The following is a 21,656-nucleotide window of genomic DNA, read 5'->3' on the forward strand; positions in this document are numbered from 1 at the left end:
GTCCCCATGGATGCGCCAGTCGCAGCACCCCGCCCCCCGGAGGACCGCATGGGCGCCTACGCGGCCGTCTACCAGCACAGCATCTCCGATCCCACCCGGTTCTGGGGGCTGGCGGCCCGGGACGTGCGCTGGCTGGCGCCGCCGGACCGGGTGCTGGACGACGGGGCTCCGCCGTTCTACCGGTGGTTCACCGGGGGTGAGCTGAACACCTGCGACAACGCGCTGGACCGGCATGTGGAGGAGGGTCGCGGCGACCTGCCGGCGCTGGTCGTCGCGGGAACGGCGGAGGACGCGCGGACCTACACGTACGCGGAGCTGACCGCGCTGACGGCGCGGTTCGCGGGGGTGCTGGCCGGGCTGGGGGTGGCGCGCGGGGACCGGGTGCTGGTCCACCTGCCGCCGGGGGCGCACGCCGTCGTCGCGATGCTGGCGTGCGCCCGGCTGGGGGCGGTCCACGTGGTCCCGGCGGGCGCCGGCCCGGCGCCCGAGGAGCTGACCGCGATGATCGACGCGACCGGGCCGAAGGCGGTGGTGGCCGCCGCGGACGGGACCGGGGCCGGCAAGCCGGCGGTGGCGGCGGCGCTGCGGCTGGCGGCGCATCGGGTGGCGCACTGCGTGCTGTGGCGGCGGCCGGGCGGCGGGGCGGGGCCGATGCCGCCGCGCGACGTGGACTGGGACGAGGCGATGGCGTCGGCGCGCCCGGCCGGATGCACGCCGGTGGCCGCCACCGACCCGCTGCACATCGTGTTCGCCCCCGGCGGTACGGGGCCGCTCAAGGGCGTGGTGCGCGACAACGGCGGATTCTCGGTGGCGCTGCGCTGGTCGCTGGAGAACCTGTACGGGATCGGGCCCGGCGAGGCGATCGGGGCGACCACGGCGGTGCCGCCCGCGGCGGCGCTGTCGTGCGCGGTGTACGCGCCGCTGCTGACCGGGTGCACGATCGTGCTGTGCCCGGCGGGCGCCGCCCCCTGGCGGGCGATCGCCCGGCACCGGGTGAAGGGGATGCTGATCACCCGGGCGGAACTGGCGGCCCTCAGGGCGGCCGGCCCGGACGGGGCACCGCCCGCCGGCTGCGACCTGACGCCGCTGGAGGCGCTGTTCCTGCCGGGGGGAGCGCCGGGCGGGGAGATCGCCCGCTGGGCCGCGCGGGTGCTGGGCCGCCCGGTGGCCGGGGCGTGGGCGGAGCCGGAGTACGGCCGTCCGCTCGCCTGCGTGCCGTACGGGCTGGAGCCCCCGCCGGTCCCGGCGGGTTCGGCCGGGCTGCCGGCGCCAGGGTTCGACCTGCGGGTGCTGGACCCGGCGGGAGAGCCGGTGCCGCCGGGCGAGCCGGGGGCGCTGGCCGTCCGGCTGCCGCTGCCGCCCGGGGCGCTGTCCACGCTGTGGCGCGAGGACGGCCGGTTCGTCGAGACGTACCTGTCACGGTATCCGGGCCACTGCCTGACCGGCGCGACCGGCCGCGTGGACGAGCGCGGCCGGGTCTGGGTGACGGGGCGCTCCGGCGGCTAGACGCCGCGGTGCGGCCACAGCGAGGTGACCGCGAACACGCCGATGGCGGCGAGCAGGATCTGCAGCAGCGCCACCGGGAAGCTGAAGGCCTGGCCCCAGCCGAACACCACCTGCCCCAGCCAGGTCCCGACGATGGCGGCGACGATGCCGACCAGGATGGTCAGCCAGATCGACATGTGCTGCTTGCCCGGCACCACCAGCCGGCCCAGCGCCCCGATGATCGCGCCGAAGACGATCGCGGTGAGAATGCCCCCGATGGCCATGACGGTCCCCCTTCCGTCGCGTCCGCAGACGGTGCCTACCCAGGGTGACCGGCGGCAACCGGCGGGCCCGCCGGTCAGCGGACGACGATGACGGGGCCGTCGGGGGCGCGTTCGACCAGCTCGCCGATGACCGCCGCGCCGGGGACCTCCCCGGCCACCAGCAGCCCGCCGGAGGTCTGGGCGTCGGCCAGCAGCAGCCGTTCGGGCTCGGCGATCCGGCCGAAGTCGGTGTGCGGGGCCACCCAGGACAGGTTGCGGCGGGTGCCGCCGGAGACGAACCCGTCGCGGACCGCCTCGCGCGCGCCCTCCAGGTAGGGCACGGCGGCGGCGTTCACCACGGCGGTGACCCCGCTGGCACGGGCCATCTTGTACAGGTGGCCGAGCAGGCCGAAACCGGTCACGTCGGTGGCGGCCCGCGCCCCGGCCTCCAGGGCGAGCCGGGCGGCGTCCTCGTTCAGGGTGGTCATCGCGGCGACGGCCTGGGGGAACGGCTCCCCGGTGGCCTTGTGCCGGGTGTTGAGCACCCCGATGCCCAGCGGCTTGCTCAGCGACAGCGGCAGGCCGGGGCGGGCGGCGTCCAGCCGCAGCAGCCGGCCGGGGTCGGCCAGGCCGGTCACCGCCATCCCGTACTTGGGCTCGGGGTCGTCGATGCTGTGCCCGCCGGTCACGTGGCAGCCGGCCCGGGCGGCGACGTCGTGGCCGCCGCGCAGCACCTCGCGGGCCAGTTCCATCGGCAGCGTGTCGCGCGGCCAGCCCAGCAGGTTGACCGCCATCAGCGGGCGCCCGCCGACCGCGTAGACGTCCGACAGGGCGTTGGCTGCGGCGATCCGGCCCCAGTCGTAGGGGTCGTCGACCACGGGGGTGAAGAAGTCGACGGTGGACACCACCGCCCGGTCGCCGTCGATGGACAGCACCGCCGCGTCGTCGCCGTCGTCCAGCCCGATCAGCAGCCCGTCCGCGGCGCCGGGGACGGCGCCCAGCCCGGCGACCATGGCCTCCAGCTCACCCGGGGGGATCTTGCAGGCGCACCCTCCGCCGTGGGCGTAGCCGGTCAGCCGTACGGACGTCACCCGGCCACTATCGCACCGGGCCCGCCACCGGGCAACGTGCGGCGCCAGCCCGCGTCCGCCCCGGGGTCCGGGCCTGTGCAGCCGCACACGGCCAGATCAAGGGTGGATCACAAGGGTTGTCCGAACGACGTTCGGTGTGGTGCGATACCCCCGCCGCAAGTAGTCACTGACATCGAAGGGGCGCCCATGCAGGCGGAGATCCTCGAGCGGAGAGCCGAGTTCGAGCGGGCCATCGACGGCATGACGCTGTGCACCCGGCTGCGCGACACGGCCGAACGGCATCCGGATCTGCCCGCCTACTCCGACCGGGGGGCGGACGGCGAGTGGATCACCCTCACCTGGGGCCAGACCCGGCGCAGGGCGCTGGAGGCCGCGGCCGGGTTCGTCGCGCTCGGCCTGGAGCCCGGCGAGGTCGTGGCGCTGATGATGCCCAACCGGTCCGAGCACGTGCTGGCCGACTTCGGCGCCGTGCACGCCGGCGGGACGCCCACCACCGTCTACGCCACCCTGGCCCCCGACCAGGTCGCGTTCGTGGCGGGCAACTGCTCGGCCGCGTACGCGGTGCTGGACGGGCGGGACCAGCTCGACCGGTGGACGCCGGTGCTGGACCGGCTGCCCGCGCTGCGCAAGGTGATCGTCGTGGACGCCGCCGCCTGCCCCGCCGGCGACAGGTTCATCACCTGGGACGACTTCATGGCGCTGGGCCGCGAGCGGCTGGCCGCCGACGCGGCCGCCATCGACCGGCGCTGGCAGGCGATCACGCCCGAGGACACCCTGTGCGTGCTGTACACCTCCGGCACCACCGGCAACCCCAAGGGCGTGCTGATCACCCACCGGATGGCGCTGTACGAGGCCGCGGTGTCCGAGGCGGTCTCGGAGCTGCCGCCGCACAACACCGCCATCTCCTACCTGCCGTTCGCGCACATCGCCGACCGGGTGCTGAGCATGTACCTGCCGGTGGTCCGGGCCGCGCACATCCACTTCTGCCCCGACCCGGCCCAGCTGACCTCGGTGCTGGGACAGGTGCGGCCGCACTCGTTCTTCGGCGTGCCGCGGGTCTGGGAGAAGATCATGGCGGGCGTCCAGGCGGTGCTCGGCGCCGAGACCGACGAGGCCAAGAAGGCCGCCGTGGCCGCCGCGATGGAGGCCGGCCGCGCGTACGTGCGGGGCCGGGAGTACGGCAACACCGTCACCCCCGAGGTGCAGGCGGCCTTCGACCGGGCCGACGCGGCGGTGCTGCGGCCGATGCGCGCCCTGCTCGGGCTGGACCGGGTGGAGCAGGCGCTCAGCGCCGCCGCCCCGCTGCCGATCGAAGTGGCCCGGTTCTTCGCCGGCCTGGGCATCCGGATCATGGACGTGTACGGGATGACCGAGACCACCGGCGCGGTCACCGCCAACACCGACGAGGCGTTCCGGCTCGGCACGGTGGGCCGGCCGTTCCCGGGCGTGGAGCTGAGGCTGGCCGAGGACGGCGAGATCCTGATCCGCGGCACCACCTGCACCCCCGGCTACCTGAACCGCCCCGACGCCACCGCCGAGCTGAAGGACTCCGACGGCTGGGTGCACACCGGCGACGTGGGCGAGCTGGACGCCGACGGGTTCCTCAAGGTGGTGGACCGCAAGAAGGAGCTGCTGATCACCGCGGGCGGGGAGAACATCGCCCCGTCGCTGATCGAGAACCTGCTCAAGGAGCACCCGCTGGTCGGGCAGGCGCTGGCCTACGGCGACCGCCGCCCCTACGTGGTCGCGCTGATCACCCTGGACGGCGAGGTCGCGCCGGTGTGGGCCGCCGCGGCCGGGATCGACACCACCGACCTGGCCGCGCTGGCCGAGCACCCGGTGGTGCTGGCCGAGGTGGGCAGGGCGGTGGAGGACGCCAACGCCCGGCTGGCACGGGTCCAGCAGGTCAAGAAGTGGCGGCTGCTGCCGACCGAGTGGACCGCCGAGAGCGAGGAGCTGACCCCGACCCTCAAGCTGAAGCGGCGGGTCGTGCACGCCAAGTACGCCGACGTCATCGAGCAGCTGTACCGGTCCTGAGCAGGAGCGGCGCCGCGATCGCGTAGGGTCGGCGGTGGAGGCGTGCGAGCGCCTGGTGGGCTCCCCGGCCTTCAAAGCCGGCGGACCCGAGCATCTCGGGTCGGCGGGTTCGATTCCCGTACGCCTCCGCCACGTCCGCCCGCGCCCGGCGTCCTCCGGCCGGTCAGGACTTGCACAGGTACTGCCGGACCACCCCGAGCACCTGGTCGGCCTGCGCCGGGGCGAGGTTCTCACCGAAGCGGCTGCGCACGTTCTCCACGAGCTGCTGCGGGGTCGCGCCCTTGGCGATGTCCCGGCAGGTGGCCTGGCCGTTGCGGATCGCCTCGCCCTCGTTCTCGGCGAGGGCGGGGTTGATCTCGACCAGCTTGGTCATGTACGCCAGCCGCTCGTTGGGCGGCAGGCTCCCGGTCCCGCCGCCGCCCGAGCCGCCCGAGCCTCCGGTGCCGCCGGAGCCGCCCGCGGCGGGGGCGCTCGTCGCGGGTCCCGGGGCCGTGGGACTCGGGGCGGCGTCGCCGCCGCCGGACTCGCCGCCGCATCCGGCGACCAGCAGTCCGCACACCATCACAGAAGTGACCATCCGTCGCATGGGGGGACGATAGCCCCGTACGTCACTCCCGTCCCGGCTCCGCAGGCGGCATTGTCGCGATTCCCAGTCCGGCCGGGAACCTCATGTGACCGGGAGGATCTCCGCCCGGGTCAGCGTCCCGTCCGCGATGTGCAGCACCCCGATCGTGCCGTGCGGCTGACGGCGCCGGTCGGTGGGCGAGCCGGGGTTGAAGATCCGCAGCCCGCCGCCGGACTCGTCCAGCGGGATGTGCGAGTGGCCGAACACCACCAGGTCGGCGTCGGGGAAGCGGCGGCGCATCCGGTTCAGCCGGCCCTTGGCGGGGCCGCTGTCGTGGATCATCGCCACCCGCAGCCCGGCCAGGTCCAGCTCCAGGGTCTCCGGGGCGCCCCAGGCCGCCACGTCGGGCCCGTCGTTGTTGCCCAGCACCGCGCGGACCGGCGCGTACCGCGACAGCTCCGTCAGCACGTCGGCGGTGCACACGTCGCCCGCGTGCAGGATCAGGTCGGCGTCGCGCAGGTGCTCGGCCACGGCGGGCGGGCAGCCGCGCCAGCGCCGTGGCGCGTGCGTGTCGGACAGGACGATCACCTTCATGGTCACGGCATGCCCACGGTAGCGTCACGAACGCGGCTGACAACGCTTGTCACACAGAGCGGGAGATGGGTCAATTGCTTTCACGGTCCGTCCGCCTCCCGACGGGGGGCACGACAGAGCGGAGGCGTCCGTGCGCGAAGGACCCATGGAACGGGTTCCGGTGAACCGCCCCTTCTGGGAGGAGCTCACCCCCGCCGAGCGGGAGGCGCTGAGCCGGGCGGGCCGCGTGCGGACCTTCCGTCCCGGCGGTGAGCCGCTCACCTTCGAGGGGGACGTCTCCGCGCACATGCTCGTCATCCTGGACGGCTGGGCCAAGGTCGTCTCCCCCACCGACTCCGGCCGTGAGGTGGTGCTGGCCGTGCGGGGGCCCGGCGACATGGTGGGCGAGATCTCGGCGATGTTCGACCGGCCCCGCACCGCGACCGTGCAGGCGCTGGCGCCGGTCCGCGCCCTCAGCGTGCCGGCGGGCCGGTTCAAGGCGTTCCTGGACCAGCATCCGCGCAGCTGGTGGCCGCTGATGGCGACCATCGTGGACCGCATGGGCGAGCTGGGCAACCGGCTGCGGGTCAAGGCCAGCGCCGACGGCACCTGCCGGCTGGCGCACCTGCTGGTGCACCTGGCCGAGGTGTCGCTGCGGTACACCGAGCCGGGGCCGGACGGCCGGATCCCGATCCTGCCGCCGCTGTCGCAGGCCGACCTGGGCAGCTGGGTGGACGCCTCCCGGGAGACCGCCGCCCGCGGCTTCGGCGAGCTGCGCGACCGCGGCCTGGTGCAGACCGCCTACCGCAAGGTCACGGTGCTGGACCTGCCGGGGCTGCGGGCGTTCGCCGCCGGCTGCGTCGAGGACTGAGCGTTCCGGCGGGCCTGCTAGCGTGCCCGCCGTGAGCGATGCGAACGAACCGGTGAACGAGTACGCGGCGACGTTCCGGATGGTCGACCTCGACGGGGACGGGTTCATCTCCGTGGACGAGCTGAAGAGCCTGATGAGGGCGCTCGGGCAGGAGATCGACCACGTCCGCGCGGTCGAGGTGATGGTGGAGGCCGACGGCAGCCGCGACGGGAAGATGTCGCTGGAGGAGTTCACCGCCTTCATGTCCCGGTACGCCGGACGCTGAGGCGGGCCGGGACCGGCCGGGGGCCGGTCAGCCGCCGGCGGCGGCCCGGGTGCGGTCGCCGGTCACGCCGAGCTCGGCGGCGAACCAGGCGATGGTGCGGCGCAGCCCCTCGGTGTTGGGCACCCGGGGCTCCCAGCCGAGCCGTTCCCGGGCCAGCGTGGTGTCGGGGCAGCGCACCGACGGGTCGTCGGTGGGCCGCTCGACGAACTCGATCGGCGAGTCGGACCCGGCCAGCTCGCGGATGGTCTCGGCGAGCGCCAGCACCGAGGTCTCCTCGGCGTTGCCGATGTTGACCGGCCCGGCCAGGTCGCTGCAGGCCAGTGCCAGCACGCCGGCCACCGTGTCGTCGACGTAGCAGATCGACCGGGTCTGCGAGCCGTCCCCGGCGACGGTCAGCGGCTCGCCCGCCAGCGCCTGCCGGATGAAGGTGGGGATGGCCCGGCCGTCGTGCGGGCGCATCCGCGGGCCGTAGGTGTTGAAGATCCGCACGATGCCGGTGTCGACGCCCCGGCTGTTGCGGTACGCGGTGGTCAGCGCCTCGGCGTACCGTTTGGCCTCGTCGTAGACGCTGCGCGGCCCCACCGGGTTGACGTTGCCCCAGTAGTCCTCGCGCTGCGGGTGCTGCAGCGGGTCGCCGTACACCTCGCTGGTGGAGGCCAGGACGAACCGGGCGCCCTTCTCGCGGGCCAGGCCGAGGGCGTGCAGCGTGCCGAGCCCGCCGACCTTGAGCGTCTCGACCGGGAGCTTGAGGTAGTCGATCGGCGAGGCCGCCGACGCGAAGTGCAGCACCAGGTCCACGTCGCCGGGCACGTGCACGAACCCGGTCAGGTCGCACTCCACGACCCGGAACCCGGGCCTGCCCATCAGGTGCGCCACGTTCCGCGGCGTCCCGGTCAGGAAGTTGTCCATGCAGACGACGCTGACGCCGCGGTCCAGCAGCCGTTCGCACAGGTGCGAGCCGAGGAACCCGGCTCCCCCGGTGACCACGGCGCGGCGGATGCGGCGCCGTGATGCGTTGCCCGTCATGCGGTCTCCTCCCTGTGCGGGGACGACCCCCCGCACCCCCCGGCGAGAACGGCGCTCATGCCGCTCCTTCGTCTCGTGCGTGTCCCGCGTGGGCGCGGACCCGTTCGACCAGGCGGCTGGTGGACCGGCCCTCCAGGTACGGCAGCAGCACCACCTGGCCCCCGTGGCGGCGGACGATCCGGGCCTCGGGCAGTTCGGCGGACGCGTAGTCGGCGCCCTTGACCCACAGGTCCGGCCGCAGCCGCTCCAGCAGCCGTTCCGGGGTGCGCTCGGCGAAGATCAGCACGGCGTCGACGCAGTCGAGCGCGCCGAGCACCCGGGCGCGGTCCTGCTCGGGCATCACCGGCCGGTCCGGGCCCTTGAGGGCGCGCACCGAGGCGTCGGAGTTCAGGCACACCACCAGCAGGTCGCCCAGCGCCCGCGCCTGGCGCAGCAGGCTGACGTGGCCGGGGTGCAGCAGGTCGAAGCAGCCGCCGGTGGCGACCACGGTGCCGCCCCGGGCGCGGACCCGTTCGATCAGCTCCCACGGGTCGCCGGCGGCGACGGCCTGGTCGGGCCGGGCCTGCGGGACGGTCCCGGAGGCGACGAACTCGGCGGCGCGGCGGACGGCGTCGGTGACGGCCTCGCTGGGCAGCGCCCCGTCCGCGAGCGCCAGCGCCGTGGCGGCCGAGAAGCAGTCCCCCGCACCGCACGGGTCGATCGGCCCGGTGACCTGCGGCGCGGTCGCCACGTAGGGCACGTCGTCGCCGACCGACAGCAGCGCGCCCCGCTCCCCCAGCGTCACCGCGACCCCGGCGACGCCCCACCGGGCCACCAGCGCGGCGGCGTCCCGGGCGGCCTGCCCGAGCGGGTCACGGGTCTGCTCCGGCGTGCCGGCGAACGCCCGCGCCTCGGAACGGTTCGGGGTGGCCAGCCGGACCGAGCGGACCGGCGGCGCGCCCCGCGGATGCGGATCCCACACGACCGGCACGTCCTTCGGCAGCCCGGCCAGGATCCGCCGGACGTCCTCGTGCGCGGTCGTTCCCCGCCCGTAGTCGGCGACCAGCACGGCCGCGGCGTCCCGCAGCGCCTCCGCGACGCCATCGCCGAGTGGGGCGCCGTCGGCCATCCGCCCGTCGCCCTGGTCGACGCGGACCAGGGACTGCCCGGCGGCGCGGATCCGGGTCTTGCGCACGGTCCGCCCGTCCAGCGGCAGCCGCACCAGGCCGACCTCGGCCTCCAGCAGCCCGGCCAGGGCCTTGCCGGACTCGTCCGCGCCGAGTGGGGCGACCAGCACCACCTCCCGGCCCGACATCCGGGCGGCCAGCGTGGCGGCCAGCCCGGCGCCCCCGGCGCGGCGGTGCTCGCGCACGTCGGAGACCACCGGGACCGGCGCGTCCGGGGACACCCGCTCGACGGTGCCGGTCAGGTCCACGTCCAGCAGGGCGTCGCCGACGACGACCAGCGGCCCGGCCCTCACGTGCGCACCGCCTGCCGATCGCCCTCGCAGATCACCCGGTCCACCACGGCGCACAGCATGTGCACCACGGCCAGGTGGATCTCCTGCACGGTGGCGGTGACCGGGGCGTCGACCGCCAGCGCCTCCTCGCAGATCCCGGCCAGCGGGTTGGGGGCGGGCCCGGTCATCGCCCAGGTCCGCATCCCGATCGCCTGCGCGGCGCGGGCGGCGGCGATCACGTTCCGGCTGGTGCCGCTGGTCGACATGCAGATCAGCACGTCGCCGGGGCGGCCGTGGGCGCGCACCTGGCGGGCGAACACCTCGTCGGCGCCGTAGTCGTTGCCGATCGCGGTGAGCGCGGAGGTGTCGCCGTGCAGCGGGATCGCCGACAGCGGCCGCCGCTCGCTCTCGAACCGGCCCACCAGCTCGGCGGTCAGATGCTGGGCCTGCGCGGCGCTGCCGCCGTTGCCGCAGGCCAGCAGGCGCCCGCCGGAGTCCAGCACGGCCGCCAGCCGCATGCCCCAGTCCTCCACCAGGGCGGTGCGCCGGCGCAGCCGCCGCAGCGCGGTCTCCAGCCGGGTCAGATGCGCCTCGGTCATGACCTCGCTCCCTTCGTGCCCCCGGCCAGCCCGACCAGCCCGGCCATCGCGGCCCGCGGGCCGTACCCGGCCAGTTGCTCGTACACCGACTCGGTGGAGGCGGCGATCCGGTCCCACGAGTACAGGGCGCGGGCGCGGCGGGCGCCCGCCCGGCCCAGCCGGGTCCGCCGGCGGCGGTCCGCCAGCAGCTCGGTGAGGCGCCCGGCCAGCGCCGCCGGGTCGCGCGGCGGAACGTGCAGGCCGGTGACGCCGTCGATCACGGTGTCCAGGTGCCCGCCGACCGCCGAGGCGACCACCGGGGTGCCGCAGGCCATCGCCTCGACCGGCACCATCCCGAACGGCTCGTACCAGGGGACGCTGACCACCGCGTCCGCCGAGCGCATGAGGGCCGGGGCCTCGTCGTGCGGCACCCGGCCCAGGAACGTCACCCGGTCGGCGACGCCGTGCTCGTCGGCCAGCGCCCGCAGCCGCCGGGCCTCGGGGTCTGCGTCCAGTTCCTCGGCCCCCGGCCCGCCGGCCACGACCAGCTCGGCGTCGGGGACCGCGGCGATCGCCTCGATGGCGGTGTCGACGCCCTTGCGCGGCACCATCCGGCCGATGCTGAGCACCCGGGGCCGGTCGCCGCGCAACGCGACGGGCCCGTCCGGCCGGAACAGGTCCAGGTCCACGCCGCAGGGGATGACCACCGCAGAGTCCGGGCGGACTCTATACGCGCATAGTTCTTGGACCTCAGAAGAACAGGTGGCGATGACCGCGTCGGCCTCCCGGGCGACGCGGGGCTCCAGCCAGCGCCGTTCGGGCGGGCTGGTGTCGGCCTCGCGCTGGTGACGGCGCTTGACGGAGCCGAGCGCGTGGAACGTCTGCGCCACCGGGACGTCCAGGTCCCGGGCCGCCAGCAGCGCCGCGTACCCGCTCATCCAGAAGTGGGCGTGCACCACGTCGGGTCGTTCGTCCAGCCAGCGGCGGCCCAGCTCCTCGGCGAACTCCGGCATGTACGGCAGCAGCTCGTCCTTGGGGACGGGACGGGGCGGGCCGGCCGGAACGTGCTCGACGACCACGCCCGGGGCCAGCGGGACCCGGGCGGGCAGGTCGGGCGCGTCGCGCCGGGTGTGCACGGTGACCTGATGGCCGCGCGCCCCCAGTGCCGTGGCGAGGGCGGCCACGTGCACGTTCTGTCCCCCGGCGTCCGCACCCCCCAGCACCGCCAGCGGGCTGGCGTGTTCGGAAACCATGTGGATGATCAAAGGCTTCTCCTCGCGAGGTTCGCTTCGCGGATGCGCCCGGCATCCGGCCGCCGGTCAGCCCGTGGGCTGCGGCCCCCTCGCCACCGGTGCCGGTGGCGGCCGGTGCGCCTTGGCGGCGCACGCAACAGGACTCTCCCGAAACAGCGGCCTGAAACGCCCCATCCGTACGGACCGGATTCCGGTGCCCGGGACGGGCGCTGTGACGGTGGCGTCGCGTGCGGTGTTTGAGTCGCTCCGGTTCGGAGACAAGGCGGCACGAAAGGTTGCATTCACGCTGGGAGGCAGAATGCGGATCCTGGGCGTCAACGCCGTCTTCCACGATCCGGCGGCGGCGCTGGTGATCGACGGGCGGGTCGTGGCGGCGGCCGAGGAGGAACGCTTCAGCCGCCGCAAGCACGGCAAGCGTCCGGTGCCCTTCTCGGCCTGGGAGCAGCCGGCGCTGTCGGCGGCCTGGTGCCTGGAGCGGGCCGGGCTGCGGCCCGAGGACGTCGACCTGGTCGGCTTCTCCTACGACCCGGCGCTGGTGCCCCCGATCGAGGAACTGGGGCTGCACGACCCCTGGGATCATCTGCGCACCGAGTTCGCCCGGCAGGCCCCCGGGTTCCTCGCCGACGCCCTGCCCGGACTGGATCCGGCGAAGGTGACGTTCCTGCCGCACCATGTGGCGCACGCCGCGTCGGCGGGCCTGGCGGTCGGCGACCGGTCCTGCAGCGTGCTGGTGTGCGACGGGCGCGGCGAGGCCCACTCCCACCTGTCGGGCCGCTACCGCGACGGGAGGCTGGAGACCCTGGCGAGCCAGCGGCTGCCGCACTCGCTGGGCCTGATGTACGAGGAGCTGACCGCCCACCTGGGGTTCCTGCGGTCCTCCGACGAGTACAAGGTCATGGCGCTGGCCTCCTACGGCAAGCCGCGCCACCTGGACCTGCTGCGCGAGAGGGTCCGCGCCACCGACGACGGCGGCTTCGTCACCGGACGGATCGACTGGGGCGAGCTGGCCCCGGCCCGCGACCCCGGCGAGGAGTGGACCGAGGCGCACGCCGACCTGGCCGCCAGCGTGCAGCGGCGGCTGGAGGAGGTGCTGCTGGACCTGGCGGCCTGGCTGCACGAGCGGACCGGGGACACCACCCTGGCGATGGCCGGCGGCACCGCGCTGAACTGCGTCGCCAACACGGTCCTCGCCCAGCGGGGGCCGTTCGAGAAGGTGTGGGTGCAGCCGGCGGCCGGTGACGCGGGCACCGCGCTGGGCGCGGCGCTGCACCTGGCCGCCTCGGGCGGCGAGCCGCCGTGGACGATGACCGGCGCCGACCTGGGCCGGGGCTTCGACGAGCACCAGATCGAGGAGGCGCTGCGGCGCGCCCGGGTGCCCTACGAGCGCCCGGCCGACGTGGCGGAGGCGGCGGCCGAGGTGCTGGCCGGCGACGGCATCGTGGCCTGGGTGCAGGGCCGCGCCGAGTACGGGCCGCGCGCGCTGGGGCACCGGTCGCTGCTGGCGCACCCGGGGCGGCGGGTCAACCTGGAGCGCCTCAACGACGTCAAGGGCCGTGAGCAGTTCCGGCCGGTGGCGCCGATGGTGCTGCTGGACCGTGCCCCCGAGATCTTCGAACGCGGCCCGATCCCCAGCCCGTACATGCTGTTCGTGCACGACGTGGCGCCGCACTGGCAGGACCGCATCCCGGCGGTGGTGCACGTCGACGGCACCGCGCGGGTGCAGACCGTCGACCCGGCGGCCGAGCCGCTGGTGGCGCGGCTGCTGACGGCGTTCGAACGCCGCACGGGCCTGCCGGTGCTGGTCAACACCAGTCTCAACACCGCGGGGCGGCCGATGGTCGACGACGTCCGCGACGCGCTGGAGTGCTTCGGCTCGACCCCGGTCGACATGCTGGCGATCGGCCCGTTCACGGTGCGGCGATGAGCTACTCGGTGGTCATCCCGACGCTGGGGCGGCCCTGCCTGGCGGCGTGCCTGGACGCGCTGGCCGGGGCGCGGGGGCCGCGGCCCGAGCGGGTGGTGCTGGTCGACGACCGGCCCGCACCGCGGGGCGGGACCCGGCTGGAGGTGCCCGACGGGCTGGCGAAGATCACCGAGGTGGTGGCGAGCGGCGGGGTCGGCCCCGCCGCCGCCCGCAACCTCGGCTGGCGGTGCACCGCGACGCCCTGGGTGGCGTTCCTGGACGACGACGTGCGGGTGACCGCCGACTGGCCGGAACGCCTCGCCGCCGACCTGGCCGACCGGCCGCCGCAGGTGGCGGGCGTGCAGGGGCGCATCGAGGTTCCGCTGCCGCAAGGCCGGCGGCCCACCGACTGGGAACGCGGCACGGCGGGCCTGGCGGGGGCGCTGTGGATCACCGCCGACATGGCGTACCGGCGGACCGCGCTGGTGGAGTCCGGCGGTTTCGACGAGCGGTTCCCGCGCGCGTTCCGCGAGGACGCCGACCTGGCGCTGCGGCTGGAGGACGACGGGTGGACGCTGGCGCGCGGGACGCGCCGCACCGTCCACCCGGTGCGGCCCGCGCCCTGGTGGATCAGCGTCCGCCAGCAGGCCGGCAACGCCGACGACGCGCTGATGCGGGCGGTGCACGGCCCCGGCTGGTACGAGCGGGCCGGTGAGACGCCCGGCCGCCGCAGCGGGCACCTGGCGATCACCGCGGCGGGACTGGCCGCCGCGGGCCTCGCCGCGGCCGGCAGGCGGCGCGCCGCCGCCCTGGCCGCCGCGGGAGCGCTGGCCGGGGTCGGCGAGTTCGCCGCCGCGCGGATCGCGCCCGGTCCCCGCACCGCGCGGGAGATCGCGGCGATGGCGGCGACCAGCGCGGCGATCCCCCCGGCCGCCGTGTGGCACTGGCTGCGCGGCCTCGTGCGGGCGCGCGGCGCGCGTCCCTGGCCGGGACCGGCGAAGGCGGTGCTGTTCGACCGGGACGGCACGCTGGTGCGGGACGTGCCCTACAACGGCGACCCGGAGAAGGTCGAGCTCATGCCGGGTGCGCGCCAGGCCGTGGAGCTGGCGCGCCGCCGGGGCCTGGCCGTCGGGGTGGTCAGCAACCAGTCGGGGATCGCCCGGGGGCTGCTGACCCGCGAGCAGGTCGACGCGGTCAACCGGCGGGTGGCCGAGCTGCTGGGGCCGTTCGGCACCTGGCAGATCTGCCCGCACGGCGACGGCGACGGCTGCGGCTGCCGCAAGCCCGCGCCGGGGATGGTGGAACGGGCCGCCGCCGAGCTGCGGGTGCGCCCGCACGAGTGCGTGATGATCGGCGACATCGGCGCCGACGTGGCCGCCGCCCGGGCCGCCGGGGCGCGGTCGGTGCTGGTGCCGACGCCGCAGACCCGGACCGAGGAGCTGACCGGCGCCCGGGTCGCGGACAACCTCATGGACGCCGTCCGGTTCGCGGCCGGCGACACGCCTGGAGCGTCCCTGTGGGCCTGAAGGAAGGGGCGGGCCCGCGGGGCCGGGCGCTCGTGGTGCGCCTGGACAGCGCAGGGGACGTGTTGCTGGCCGGACCGGCGGTACGGGCGGTGGCCGCCCGCAGCGGGCATGTGACCATGCTGGTCGGCCCGCTGGGGGAGGCCGCCGCCCGGATGCTGCCCGGGGTGGACGAGGTGGTGGTGTGGTCGGCTCCGTGGGTGCTCGCCGACCCGCCGCCCGTCCGCCCCGAGGCGGTGCACGGCCTGGTGGAGCGGCTGGCCGCCGGGCGGTTCGACGACGCGGTGGTGTTCACCTCGTTCCACCAGTCGCCGCTGCCGACGGCGCTGGTGCTGCGGCTGGCGGGGATCGGCCGGATCTCGGCGATCAGCGTGGACTACCCCGGCAGCCTGCTGGACGTGCGGCACCGGGTCGACGACGACATCCCCGAGCCCGAACGCGCCCTGTCGCTGGCCGCCGCCGCCGGATATCCGCTGCCGCCGGGGGACGACGGGCGGCTGGCGGTGCGCGGCCCGCTGCCCGACGTCTCGGCGCTCACCGGCGACGGGCCGTACGTGGTGGTGCATCCGGGCGCGGCGGTCCCGGCCCGGCGGTGGCCGCCCGAGCGGTGCGCCGAGGCGGTCGCCGAGCTGGCCGCCCGGGGCCGGCGGGTGGTGGTCACCGGGGGGCGTTCGGAACGGGACCTGACCGCGTTCGTCGCCGGGGGGCACGGGATCGACCTGGGCGGGCGGACCGGGATGCCGGAACTGGCCGCGGTGCTGGCGGGGGCCTCCGCGGTCGTGGTCGGCAACACCGGTCCCGCCCACCTGGCGGCGGCGGTCCGCACGCCGGTGGTGTCGCTGTTCTCGCCGGTGGTGCCGGCCGTGCGGTGGGCCCCGTACGGGGTGCCGCACGTGCTGCTGGGCGACCAGCTCGCGCCCTGCCGCGACACCCGGGCCCGCGTCTGCCCGGTGCCCGGCCATCCCTGCCTGGCGGGGGTGGGCGCGGCGGAGGTGGCGGACGCGGTGGACAAGCTCGCCGCCTACAGCGAAGACGGGAGTGAGCCTCGTTGAGGATCTTGATGTGGCATGTGCACGGCTCCTACATGACGGCGTTCGTGCAGGGCCCGCACACCTACCTCATCCCGGTGACCCCCGACCGGGGACCTGACGGGCGCGGGCGCGCCCGCACCTGGGACTGGCCTCCGTCCGCCGTGGAGGTGCCGCTGGACCGCCTCCGCGACGAGGAGGTGGACGTGGTCGTCCTGCAGCGCCCGCACGAGGAGGAGCTGGTCCGCCGCCATCTGGGGCGGCGGCCCGGCAGGGACGTCCCGGCGGTCTACCTGGAGCACGACGCGCCGTGGGGGGACGTGCCGCTGACCCGGCATCCGATGGCCGACCGGCCCGACCTGCTGCTGGTGCACGTCACCCACTTCAACAAGCTGTTCTGGGACAACGGCACGACCCCGGCGCGGGTGGTCGAGCACGGCGTCGTCGACCCGGGTCCCCGCTGGACCGGGGAGATCGCGCACGCGGCGGTGGTGGTGAACGAGCCGCTGCGGCGCGGCCGGTACGTCGGCACCGACCTGCTGCCGTTCGTGTCCGCCGGCACCCCGCTGGACGTGTTCGGGATGAGGGTGACCGAGCTGCCGGGGCGGCTGAACATCCCGGCGGCGCAGGCGTACGAGGACCTGCCGCAGCACCGGATGCACGAGGAGCTGGCCCGCCGCCGCGCCTACCTGCACCCGGTGCGGTGGACGTCGCTGGGGCTGTCGCTGCTGGAGGCGATGCACCTGAGCATGCCGGTGGTGGCGCTGGCGACCACGGAGGTCGTGGAGGCGGTGCCGCCCGGCGCGGGGGTGCTGTCCACGAACCCGGACGTGCTGGCGGCGGCGCTGCGGCGGCTGATGAACGACCCGGCCGAGGCCGCCGAGATGGGCAAGAAGGCGCGGGAGGCGGCGCTGGAGCGGTACGGCCTGGCCCGGTTCCTGGACGACTGGGACCGGGTGCTCACCGAGGCGACATGGTGAACCGGGAGAACCTGGTGAACCGGCCCGCCGTCCTGATGCTGCGGGCGCTCGGCCTGGGCGACTTCCTCACGGGGGTGCCCGCCTACCGGGCGCTGCGCGCCGCCCATCCCGAGCACGAGACGGTGCTGGCGGCCCCGTCGGCGCTGGCGCCGCTGGCGCGGCTGTGCGGGGCGATCGACCGGCTGCTGCCCACCGGCGAGCTGGCCCCGATCGAGTGGGCCGGCCCGCCGCCCGACGTCGGGGTGGACCTGCACGGCAACGGCCCGGCCAGTCACGAGCTGGTGGCCGCCACGGGGGCGCGGACGCTGATGGTGTACGCCTCCGAGGCGGCCCCGCACGAGAAGGGCCCGTGGTGGGACGACGACGAGCACGAGGTGTCCCGCTGGTGCCGGCTGCTGGAGTGGTGGGACATCCCCGCCGACCCCCGCGATCTTCTCCTGGACCCGCCCGACGTGCCCGCTCCCGCCGAGGGGGCGGTGGTGGTGCATCCGGGCGCGGCCGGCGGCAGCCGCCGCTGGCCCGCCGACCGGTACGCGGCCGTCGCCCGTGCGCTCACGGACATGGGCGAACGCGTGGTGGTCACCGGGTCGGGGCGGGAACGCCCGCTGGCCCATGAGGTGGCCGAACGGGCGGGCCTGTCGGCGGACGCGGTGCTGGCGGGCCGGACCGGGCTGGCCGAGCTGGCCGCGCTGGTGTCCCGGGCGCGGCTGGTGGTCAGCAACGACACCGGCATGGCGCATCTGGGGTTCGCCTACGCCAGGCCCTCGGTGACCCTGTACGGTCCGGTCTCCCCCGCCCTGTGGGGGCCTCCGCCGGGCGAACCGCAGCATGCGGTCCTGTGGCACGGCGCCGGAGGCCGCCCCGGCGACGCCTGGGGCGCCGTCCCCGATCCGAGACTCCTGCGGATCACCGTCGAGGAGGTCGTGGACGCCGCCCGCCGGGTGCTGCCTCAGCCGACGTAACGGCGGGCCGGGGAGCTGGACTGCGGGGCCTCCAGCAGTTGCAGGCCCTGTTCGACGTGGTCGGGCACGACCCGGCGTTCCCGCAGCACCCACGGCAGTCCGGCGAGCGCGGCGGCGACCGCCTCGGCGCTGGCCCGGTCGCGCGGCACCGACCGCAGCAGGGTGACGGTGCGCCGCAGCGCCGACCGGGCGGGCCGCCGCAGCCAGGTGGTCCACAGGGTGTTGCGGATGCCGAGCTTGCGCCGCTGCCTGGGGTCGCGGACGGTGGAGGCGTGGTGGTGGACGACCACGTCCTCGGCCCAGCACATCCACCAGCCGCGGGCGGCCAGGTCCATGCCGAGCAGTTCCTCCTCCCCGCCGATCCACAGCCGCCTGGAGAACCCGCCGACCTCGCGGAACGCCGACACCCGCAGCATCGACGCGCCCGCCAGGATGCTCAGCAGCGCGGGGCCCGGCAGCCAGTCCGGGGCGGGCACCGGGGAGTGCCGCAGCTCGGGGGTGATGGGGTCCTCGACGCCGTCCGGCTCGACCAGGATCCGCCCGGTGACCGAGGCCAGCCGGGGGCAGGCGTCCAGCAGGTCGGCGGCGCGGGTCAGCGCGCCCGGCTCCCACCAGGTGTCGTCGTCGCAGAACGCCACGTACGGGGTGGTGACGCGTTCGACGGCCAGGTTGCGGCCCACCGCGCCGAAGTTGCGGCGGCTGCGGATCACGTGGACCTTCGGATGGGCGTCGAGGACCGCGGCGGTGGTGCCGTCGCGGGAGCCGTTGTCCACGACGATGATCTCGGGACGTTCCGGCAGCGCGGTCATGTGGGCGAGGGTCCGCAGCAGCTCCGGCCGCCGGTCCCGGGTGATGATCACCACGCTGATCCTGGGATCGCTCACGAGACCCGCCCCCCGTTCGTCTCCGGCCCGCTCATGAGGCGGACTCCAGCAGCCGGACCCGTTCCTCCACCGGGGCGGGCAGCGGCCGGCGGGCGGCCAGCGCGGCGGGCAGCCGGCGGGCCGCGCCGGCGAGGGCGGCGCGGGCGTCGGGGTCCCGCACGGCGGCCCCCGCGAGCCGTGCGGTCCGTTCCAGCGCCACCCTCGCCGGCCGGCGCATCCAGGCGGTCAGCAGCGTGTTGCGCAGCTCCGCGCGGACCCGGTGCCGGGACGGCGGGCGGTGCGCCGACGGCTCGTGCACCGCCACCACCTCCGGCACGTACGCCAGCGCCCAGCCGCGCGCGGCCAGATCCATCGCCAGCATCCGTTCCTCCCCCACGAAGAACAGCACCCGGTCGAACCCGCCGGCCTGCAGGAACGCCTCCCGCCGCAGCACCGACGCGCAGGCCAGGAACCCCAGCACCGGCGGACCCGGCAGGTCCCCGTCGCCGGGCAGCGGGCTGTCGGCCATCGCCTTGTTGATCGGGTCGTCGGCCCGTTCGGGCCCCACCAGGGTCCGCGCCGCGATCAGCCCCAGCCGCGGGCAGGCGTCGAACGCGTCGGCGGCGCGGCCCAGCGCGCCCGGCTCCCACCAGGAGTCGTCGTCGCTGAACGCCACGTACGGCGTGCGGGCGGCCCGCACCCCGACGGTGCGGGCGAGCGCCCCCAGGTTGCGCGGTTCCCGGATGACCTCGACGGCGGGGAACTGCGCGCGGACCGCCTCGGCGGTGCCGTCCGCGGAGGCGTTGTCGACCACGATGACCGGCGGTCGTTCCGGCAGGGCCGTCAGCTCGTGCAGCGTGCGGAGCAGCTCCGCCCGCCGGTCGCGCGTGGCGATCACGACGGTGACACGCTCGTCCACTCGCACCCTCCCTCCCGGCGAGGCGATCTACCCGCCCACCGGAGGACAAACCCGCGGGCGGCGGCACGCCGTACGGGAGCGCCGTTTAGACGGCGCCCGGCGGGTAGGCGCACCGGAGTACGCAACGCCGACCGAAGGGATCCGTGCATGCGCGCCCTGGTCATCAACTGCACGCTGAAACCGTCACCGGAGCCGTCCAACACCGAGGCGCTCACCGAGGTGGTCACCAAGGAGCTGTGGCAGCGCGGGGTGGAGGTCCGCACCGTGCGGGCCGTGGACCTGAACATCAAGCCCGGCGTGCAGACCGACATGGGCGAGGGCGACGACTGGCCGCGGGTGCACGACATGCTGCTGGAGTCGCAGATCCTGATCATCGCCTCCCCCACCTGGCTGGGCCAGCCGTCCTCGGTGGCCAAGCGGGTGCTGGAGCGGATGGACGCGATGCTGTCGGAGACCGACGACGAGGGCCGTCCGGTCGCCTACAACCGGGTCGCCGGGGTGGTCAACACCGGCAACGAGGACGGCGCCCACCATGTGATCGGCCAGATCAGCGGCGCGCTCGCCGACATCGGCTACACGATCCCCGGCCAGGCGTGGACCTACTGGCATCTGGGGCCGGGCCCCGGGCCGGACTACCTGGACGACGACGAGGGGCACGACTGGGCCGCCAGGACCGGCCGGGCGATGGCCTCCAACCTGGTGGCGGTCGCCGAGGCGCTGGCCGCCCGGCCGATCCCGGCGCCCCCGCAGTGAGCTGGAGGAACGCTGATGAAGGCAGTGACCTGGCACGGCAAGCGCGACGTACGGGTCGAGCAGGTGCCCGACCCGGCGCTCAAGGAGCCGACCGACGCCATCGTGCGGATCACCACCACCGCGATCTGCGGGTCGGACCTGCACCTGTACGAGGTGCTCGGGCCGTTCATCGGCGAGGGCGACATCCTGGGCCACGAGCCGATGGGGATCGTGGAGGAGGTCGGCCCGGAGGTCTCCCACATCAGGCCGGGCGACCGGGTGGTGATCCCGTTCAACATCTCCTGCGGGCACTGCCACATGTGCGGCCTGCAGTTGTACGCGCAGTGCGAGACCACCCAGGTCCGTGACCAGGGGATGGGCGCGGCGCTGTTCGGCTACACCAAGCTGTACGGCGAGGTGCCCGGCGGGCAGGCCGAGTACCTGCGGGTGCCGCAGGCCCAGTTCGGGCCGATCAAGGTGCCCGAGGGGATGCCGGACGAGCGGTTCGTGTACCTGTCGGACGTGCTGCCCACCTCCTGGCAGGCCGTCGCGTGGGCGGACATCCCCCCGGGCGGCAGCGTGACCGTGCTGGGGCTGGGCCCGATCGGCCAGATGTGCGCCCGCATCGCCCGTCACCTGGGATACCGGGTGATCGGCGTGGAACGGGTCCACGAGCGGGTGGAGATGGCCCGCCGGCACGGCATCGAGGTGCTGGACCCCGGCCGGGCCGACGTCGCCGGCGACGAGATCCGCGACATGACCGACGGGCGCGGCACCGACGCGGTGATCGACGCGGTCGGGATGGAGGCGCACGGCTCCCCCGGCGCCAAGCTCGCGCAGACCATGACCGGGCTGATGCCGGACCGGGCGGCGGCCGGGCTGATGCAGCGGGCCGGGGTGGACCGGCTGGCGGCGCTGAACCAGGCGATCGACATCGTCCGGCGCGGCGGCACCATCTCGATCATCGGGGTGTACGGCGGGATGACCGACCCGCTGCCGATGCTGCGGCTGTTCGACAAGGGCGTCACGCTGCGGATGGGCCAGGCCCACGTCAAGCGGTGGATCGACGACCTGATGCCGCTGGTGACCGACCCCGCCGACCCGCTGGGCACCGAGGACCTGGCCACCCACCGGCTGCCGCTGGACCAGGCCCCGCACGGCTACGAGATCTTCCAGAAGAAGCGGGACGGGGCGATCAAGGTACTGCTGAAGCCGTGAACGGGGGGTGATCGCAGGGTCTCGCGCAAGTAAGCTGGAAACGCGGTGAGGTCCTTCCGCCGAGCCGCCTGCGCCGGGAACCT

At 75.4% G+C, this 21,656-nt stretch carries 21 protein-coding genes and 1 tRNA gene; 12 read left to right on the plus strand and 10 right to left on the minus strand.

The features are described from left to right. Positions 1-48 precede the first annotated feature (48 nt). Positions 49-1,506 (plus strand): AMP-binding protein, encoded by a 1,458-nt coding sequence (locus HNR21_RS24820; RefSeq protein WP_182707108.1) that lies wholly within the window; start codon positions 49-51, stop codon positions 1,504-1,506. Here the strand turns inward: HNR21_RS24820 and HNR21_RS24825 are convergent. Then, positions 1,503-1,769: a GlsB/YeaQ/YmgE family stress response membrane protein gene (locus tag HNR21_RS24825; RefSeq protein ID WP_182707109.1), complete on the minus strand. Its 267-nt coding sequence runs from the start codon at positions 1,767-1,769 to the stop codon at positions 1,503-1,505. The genes HNR21_RS24820 and HNR21_RS24825 overlap by 4 nt on opposite strands. Before the next feature lie 74 nt (positions 1,770-1,843). Beyond that, positions 1,844-2,839 carry a selenide, water dikinase SelD gene (gene selD, locus HNR21_RS24830; protein ID WP_182707110.1) on the minus strand — a complete coding sequence of 332 codons (996 nt, stop codon included), beginning with the start codon at positions 2,837-2,839 and terminating at the stop codon, positions 1,844-1,846. Between the two features lie 186 nt (positions 2,840-3,025). On the opposite strand from selD, the gene HNR21_RS24835 reads away from it, so the two are divergent. Together HNR21_RS24835 and HNR21_RS24840 are read left to right on the plus strand one after the other, a co-directional pair. After that, complete coding sequence (locus tag HNR21_RS24835; RefSeq protein ID WP_182707111.1) at positions 3,026-4,876, plus strand: AMP-dependent synthetase/ligase; 1,851 nt, start codon at positions 3,026-3,028, stop codon at positions 4,874-4,876. 36 nt (positions 4,877-4,912) lie between these two features. Continuing rightward, a tRNA-Sec gene (locus HNR21_RS24840) sits at positions 4,913-5,008 on the plus strand. Positions 5,009-5,039: 31 nt separating this feature from the next. On the opposite strand, the gene HNR21_RS24845 is transcribed toward HNR21_RS24840, so the two are convergent. After that, on the minus strand, positions 5,040-5,462 hold the full coding sequence (locus HNR21_RS24845) for a DUF732 domain-containing protein (protein WP_182707112.1): 423 nt from the start codon (positions 5,460-5,462) through the stop codon (positions 5,040-5,042). An 81-nt stretch (positions 5,463-5,543) separates the two neighbouring features. Further along, positions 5,544-6,035: a metallophosphoesterase family protein gene (locus tag HNR21_RS24850; RefSeq protein WP_182708817.1), complete on the minus strand. Its 492-nt coding sequence runs from the start codon at positions 6,033-6,035 to the stop codon at positions 5,544-5,546. A gap of 130 nt (positions 6,036-6,165) precedes the next feature. On the opposite strand from HNR21_RS24850, the gene HNR21_RS24855 reads away from it, so the two are divergent. Both HNR21_RS24855 and HNR21_RS24860 read left to right on the plus strand, forming a co-directional pair. Beyond that, complete coding sequence (locus HNR21_RS24855; protein ID WP_312881237.1) at positions 6,166-6,885, plus strand: Crp/Fnr family transcriptional regulator; 720 nt, start codon at positions 6,166-6,168, stop codon at positions 6,883-6,885. Between the two features lie 31 nt (positions 6,886-6,916). After that, positions 6,917-7,150, plus strand: a complete 234-nt coding sequence (locus HNR21_RS24860; RefSeq protein ID WP_267898961.1) for an EF-hand domain-containing protein — start codon at positions 6,917-6,919, stop codon at positions 7,148-7,150. A 27-nt stretch (positions 7,151-7,177) separates the two neighbouring features. Here the strand turns inward: HNR21_RS24860 and HNR21_RS24865 are convergent, their stop codons facing one another. The 4 genes from HNR21_RS24865 to HNR21_RS24880 are packed head-to-tail and all read right to left on the minus strand — an operon-like array spanning position 7,178 to position 11,457. Continuing rightward, on the minus strand, positions 7,178-8,176 hold the full coding sequence (locus tag HNR21_RS24865) for a UDP-glucuronic acid decarboxylase family protein (RefSeq protein ID WP_182707113.1): 999 nt from the start codon (positions 8,174-8,176) through the stop codon (positions 7,178-7,180). Between the two features lie 55 nt (positions 8,177-8,231). Then, a complete protein-coding gene (rfaE2, locus tag HNR21_RS24870) occupies positions 8,232-9,635 on the minus strand; it encodes a D-glycero-beta-D-manno-heptose 1-phosphate adenylyltransferase (protein WP_182707114.1) in 1,404 nt (467 codons plus the stop codon). After that, entirely contained in the window at positions 9,632-10,213 is a 582-nt protein-coding gene (locus HNR21_RS24875) for a D-sedoheptulose-7-phosphate isomerase (RefSeq protein ID WP_182707115.1), read from the minus strand. Before HNR21_RS24875 ends, rfaE2 begins: the two co-directional genes overlap by 4 nt. Continuing rightward, complete coding sequence (locus HNR21_RS24880; protein WP_182707116.1) at positions 10,210-11,457, minus strand: glycosyltransferase; 1,248 nt, start codon at positions 11,455-11,457, stop codon at positions 10,210-10,212. Before HNR21_RS24880 ends, HNR21_RS24875 begins: the two co-directional genes overlap by 4 nt. A 286-nt stretch (positions 11,458-11,743) precedes the next feature. Between HNR21_RS24880 and HNR21_RS24885 the strand changes: the two genes are divergently transcribed. From HNR21_RS24885 to HNR21_RS24905, 5 genes are read left to right on the plus strand one after another with little or no spacing between them, the layout of a single operon-like run. Next, on the plus strand, positions 11,744-13,369 hold the full coding sequence (locus HNR21_RS24885) for a carbamoyltransferase family protein (RefSeq protein WP_182707117.1): 1,626 nt from the start codon (positions 11,744-11,746) through the stop codon (positions 13,367-13,369). Then, on the plus strand, positions 13,366-14,874 hold the full coding sequence (locus HNR21_RS24890; RefSeq protein ID WP_182707118.1) for an HAD-IIIA family hydrolase: 1,509 nt from the start codon (positions 13,366-13,368) through the stop codon (positions 14,872-14,874). Before HNR21_RS24885 ends, HNR21_RS24890 begins: the two co-directional genes overlap by 4 nt. After that, a complete protein-coding gene (locus tag HNR21_RS24895) occupies positions 14,865-15,923 on the plus strand; it encodes a glycosyltransferase family 9 protein (RefSeq protein WP_312881238.1) in 1,059 nt (352 codons plus the stop codon). The genes HNR21_RS24890 and HNR21_RS24895 overlap by 10 nt, the downstream gene beginning before the upstream one ends. Positions 15,924-15,931: 8 nt before the next feature. Then, positions 15,932-16,879: a glycosyltransferase gene (locus tag HNR21_RS24900; RefSeq protein WP_220500289.1), complete on the plus strand. Its 948-nt coding sequence runs from the start codon at positions 15,932-15,934 to the stop codon at positions 16,877-16,879. After that, positions 16,873-17,841, plus strand: coding sequence for a glycosyltransferase family 9 protein (locus tag HNR21_RS24905; protein WP_182707120.1), 969 nt, complete (start codon positions 16,873-16,875; stop codon positions 17,839-17,841). The genes HNR21_RS24900 and HNR21_RS24905 overlap by 7 nt, the downstream gene beginning before the upstream one ends. Here the strand turns inward: HNR21_RS24905 and HNR21_RS24910 are convergent. After that, entirely contained in the window at positions 17,829-18,725 is an 897-nt protein-coding gene (locus HNR21_RS24910; protein WP_312881240.1) for a glycosyltransferase family 2 protein, read from the minus strand. The genes HNR21_RS24905 and HNR21_RS24910 overlap by 13 nt on opposite strands. Positions 18,726-18,756: 31 nt before the next feature. Beyond that, a complete protein-coding gene (locus HNR21_RS24915) occupies positions 18,757-19,623 on the minus strand; it encodes a glycosyltransferase family 2 protein (protein WP_376766600.1) in 867 nt (288 codons plus the stop codon). A gap of 147 nt (positions 19,624-19,770) precedes the next feature. On the opposite strand from HNR21_RS24915, the gene HNR21_RS24920 reads away from it, so the two are divergent. Together HNR21_RS24920 and HNR21_RS24925 are read left to right on the plus strand one after the other, a co-directional pair. Further along, positions 19,771-20,376, plus strand: coding sequence for a flavodoxin family protein (locus HNR21_RS24920; protein ID WP_182707121.1), 606 nt, complete (start codon positions 19,771-19,773; stop codon positions 20,374-20,376). A 15-nt stretch (positions 20,377-20,391) separates the two neighbouring features. Beyond that, positions 20,392-21,573 (plus strand): zinc-dependent alcohol dehydrogenase, encoded by a 1,182-nt coding sequence (locus HNR21_RS24925; protein WP_182707122.1) that lies wholly within the window; start codon positions 20,392-20,394, stop codon positions 21,571-21,573. The last annotated feature ends 83 nt before the right edge of the window (positions 21,574-21,656 follow it).

Origin of the sequence: Thermomonospora cellulosilytica (assembly GCF_014138835.1) — a bacterium.
Classification (GTDB): Bacteria; Actinomycetota; Actinomycetes; order Streptosporangiales; family Streptosporangiaceae; genus Thermomonospora; species Thermomonospora amylolytica.